The sequence below is a fragment of the Psychrilyobacter sp. genome (genome assembly GCF_049671765.1).
Classification (GTDB): Bacteria; Fusobacteriota; Fusobacteriia; order Fusobacteriales; family Fusobacteriaceae; genus Psychrilyobacter.
Genome location: NZ_JBATVM010000213.1, coordinates 1 through 3852, shown reverse-complemented (window position 1 = coordinate 3852; position 3852 = coordinate 1). Strand labels below are relative to the sequence as shown.

The window sequence follows — 3852 nt, the reverse complement described above, 5'->3', positions numbered from 1 at the left end:
GCGGGAAAAATATAGTTATTTTTTCAGTAGCTGTAGATCCTATTCATCAAAAAAAAGGAATAGCTAAAATGATGATGAAAGAATTTGTTAAGGTATCGAAGAAGATGAAAAAAGAGAAAATTCTTCTATTATGTAAGGAAAACCTTATGGGAATGTATGAAAGAATGGGATATAAAAGAATAGGAGTATCAGCTTCTACCCATGGAGGAGCTATATGGTATGAAATGGAGCAATCTTTGTAGGAAATTTACAATAAATTAAAATAAAGAGAAAAAAATATCCATCTAAAAAGGACACTAAATTGAGTGTCCTTTTTAGATGGGATTTTATTAAGGTTATTTTTTCACTATTGGTGAGGAATTAAGGTCAAAAGGATTGGTTCTACAAGCAAGAGAAAATAAATAAGGATAACTTTCTCTTAAATGGTCTATATAGCTAATCCATTGATTCCTTAGTTCCCCATAAACCCTATTCATGTCTCCTGTTAAATGCTTATAATCTTCTTCAGGAAGATCTATGAGAGTTTTTCTATACTTTAACTCTTCAGTAAGATGGAAGACAGCCCATAAAAGATCTGTAAAACTTTCATGTTCTAGTAAATTATTATTTTCAAGGAGCCTTAATAAAAAATCTTTTTTATTTTCCAAAAGTAATTTTAATTTTTCCCAATCAATCTCTTGAAAGTTGAATTTACTTTTGTGTTCCTTTAAAACTAGGCATATATTTTGAAATTCTTTCTTTGAAGGATGGGGTGTTATTTTAAATTTAGATTGTGATTTTATTAGTTCTATATCCATATTTGCAATAATACTCAAAAGTTTCGTACCTATTTCGCTGTAGAAGGTTCCTATAACCATATTTAGTTTTTCCATACGTTCTTTTTTTTCCCTATTTTCAAGAACCTTATGAATAACCAATGTAACCAATAAAACTTCAATAAATAAAAAAGCAATGTCTTCTATTAAAAATACCAAAATATGATGTATATCTCTAAATAAAAAATATTCCAAAAGATAAAAAGAAGCTGACATAATTACCAATAATAACCCCATATAAATTTTCCAATTTATTTTTTTCATTTTCGCCACCTTTGTACAATAATTTTGTTCATAAAGCTAAATTTTAAAAAAACTTTACCTAAGATTAATTTTATCTTTTAAGTCTTAAAAAGTCAATTTTTTAAGGCTTTTATGTCGTTTATGTTTTATTTTAAAGTGCTTCTTTAGCTCTATATTAGCTTTTTTTAAAAGTAGAACAATCTCTTCTTTGACGTTTCATCTATAAATATATATCTAATAGTTAGAATTTCTTAGAAAGTAAATTTTATTTTCATAAAACTATTTTTATATTTGACTTTTTTTAATTTATAGGGAATACTCTAAGTAAGAAGACCTGTTGATCTTCATAGGATTTATCTCTTAAAAGCCTTGACTCGAGAAGTTAAGGCTTTTATAATGTTTTTTCATATTATTTAAAATTTATAAGTTGACTTTAGTTATATATGGTGACAAACTAAGGATGCTTGTTTGTTCCTACAACGACAACATTTTTATTTGAAAGCTCTAGTTAACAATTTTAGAGCTTTTTTATTTTTCTGTATAAAAAAAGACAGTTTTTACTGTCTTTAATTTTTTTTAAAGAGTAGATTGTATTTCTGTGTTCTCTATTTCATTTTTTATTTCTATCTCGGCCTCGATATTATCTTGAACATTCATTTTTGATATTTTCTTTATTCTCTCTTTATTTATCCATTTTTTCCGCTTTATAAATAATAGTAGCTCCCTTTTTATTTCTTCTTTTATAACATCTATTTCACGTATTTGAAATTCTTCTTCAAGATTTTTAGAATATTCATGTAAATTATAAAAGAAAAGTTCTTTTGTTATGTTGATTACTGGATTAGGGACTTCATCAATAAATTTCTTCTCTTTTTTATTCCCTCTATATCCTTCATATTCTTCTAAATTAAGTATTTCATATTGAACATTTTCAATAATTTTTTGACGATCATTCCAATTTAGTCCCATGTTTCCTCCTCGTATAATAAAATAGAGCCATCTATGCACTATTTCTTCAGAAATTAACTTTATAATTTTGTTTTAAATGTTTTTTTTAGATTTTCTAATCCTCAGCATAGAATTCAATAGCTTTGTTTTTCATTTCATCAAGATTTTTAAATTCAGTATATCTTCTAATTATCTCCTCTGTTTGCTTTTCCTTTGTTACTCCTTTTCCAGGATTGATATTGAATTTATCTTCAAATGCCTCCAAAGAATTTAATGAGGAATATTTCTTAAAGAATTCATCTGAAAGAAGATCTTCTGTAGAAATAGATTCTTCATCTAACATTTTCATGACACCTTTAATTGCAATTTTACTAGACATTTAATACCTCCATTTAAAAAATTAAATTTTAACAAAGACCGATCTTACCAAGCTTTATAAATATTTATAGAATTTTCTATAGCCATTATAAAGTATTTATCTTTTTATGATGTTTTCTTTTGCTTTCAATGACTACCCCATGACACTTAAAATCAGTATGTTCAGTTTTTAGAATAATAATGTCTTTATAAGTAGACCTATTTGGGTTATCATTCATTAAATTTATAAATTTTTTATTATTTGAAAATCTTTTAAGATATTCTTGTCCTTCATATGTAACCAAGCATATTTCATTATTAAGATCCAATTTATGACAATTAGGATCTATGACTGCTATATCTCCATCTAATAAGGTCGGATACATAGAATTACCTGAAACTTCAACTGAAAAAGCCCCTTTAGGCATAAATTCATCCTGTAAAAGAATAAATTTTTCTTTTCTGATTTCATTTGCTATATTGATAGCTCCTCTACCTGCAGAAGTCGCTCCATAAACTGGTAATTCTATGACTGTTATTTCTAAAGGATTAATGTTTTTTGGAGGAGCGTTATCTTCATCTAAATATTCAACTATTTTATATAACTCCTTATAATCAATTTTTAGAGCATAAGCTAATTTTTTTAATTGGTAAGGATTAATTCTTTTGTTTGTACCTTTAAAAATTTTATTTAAAATACTTACATTAACACCAGATTTTAATGCAAGTTGGTTAAAGCCTAATTGTCTTTCTTCTTTTAAAGTAATTAGGTGCTTAGCTAATTTATGTCTTAATTTTTCTGGTATTTCTGTCATATTAATATCCATAGCTTCCTCCTTGGTTATTACTAAAGTATACTACATAATTTTACATATAAAGCATTATACTTTGGAAAACACTTTACGCGTAAAATTAATTGTTGTTAATTTACTAATCAAAGTGTTTTACGTGTAAAACAGTTGTATTAATAATTAATAAGAGGAGAAGAAAGATTAAAAAGTAATAATCTTTCTTGAAATAGCTAACAAAATCAATATTTTTTTAGACAAGATATAGATGATAAATTAAATTCTAAAAATTAGAATAAAAAATAATGAAATAATTTTTATGATAATTAGCCACTGCTTTTTTATAGTTTGATTTATTTATGTAATTATTATTTAATAACCGATGTTTCGCGGTAACTAATTAATTTAGACGGACCTATCCCATGAAAAATTATACTGTTTTTAAATCAAATAATCTTGAAAAGGTTTCTTTTAGTTCCAACAAATAACATTTAGTTTTTAATTTGAAATGATTTATATGTGTTTTAATTTTTAAAGTTTTATGTATGAATATATTGAGCAAAATAGATGCCCAATAATTGTTTGAACTGTTCTTACTGTTGCCTTTCCCATTGAACAATTTTGTTTCAATGATTTATGGTAAACTTCAATATTCCACCGTTTTTTGTAGACATTTATTGTGCTATCATAGTTTAGAAATT

At 25.5% G+C, this 3852-nt stretch carries 5 protein-coding genes; 1 reads left to right on the top strand and 4 read right to left on the bottom strand.

Annotated features, from left to right (window positions below):
* A partial coding sequence (locus WBG30_RS10305) for a GNAT family N-acetyltransferase (protein ID WP_424504569.1) occupies positions 1-242 on the top strand: 242 nt, incomplete at its 5' end.
* A 93-nt stretch (positions 243-335) separates the two neighbouring features.
* Here WBG30_RS10305 and WBG30_RS10300 read toward each other — a convergent pair.
* From WBG30_RS10300 to WBG30_RS10285, 4 genes are all read right to left on the bottom strand, one after another.
* Entirely contained in the window at positions 336-1079 is a 744-nt protein-coding gene (locus WBG30_RS10300; protein ID WP_424504568.1) for a hypothetical protein, read from the bottom strand.
* 555 nt (positions 1080-1634) lie between these two features.
* Entirely contained in the window at positions 1635-2027 is a 393-nt protein-coding gene (locus WBG30_RS10295; protein WP_424504567.1) for a hypothetical protein, read from the bottom strand.
* A gap of 94 nt (positions 2028-2121) precedes the next feature.
* Positions 2122-2385 carry a hypothetical protein gene (locus WBG30_RS10290; RefSeq protein ID WP_424504566.1) on the bottom strand — a complete coding sequence of 88 codons (264 nt, stop codon included), beginning with the start codon at positions 2383-2385 and terminating at the stop codon, positions 2122-2124.
* Positions 2386-2470: 85 nt separating this feature from the next.
* Entirely contained in the window at positions 2471-3190 is a 720-nt protein-coding gene (locus WBG30_RS10285; protein WP_424504565.1) for an XRE family transcriptional regulator, read from the bottom strand.
* Between the last annotated feature and the right edge of the window lie 662 nt (positions 3191-3852).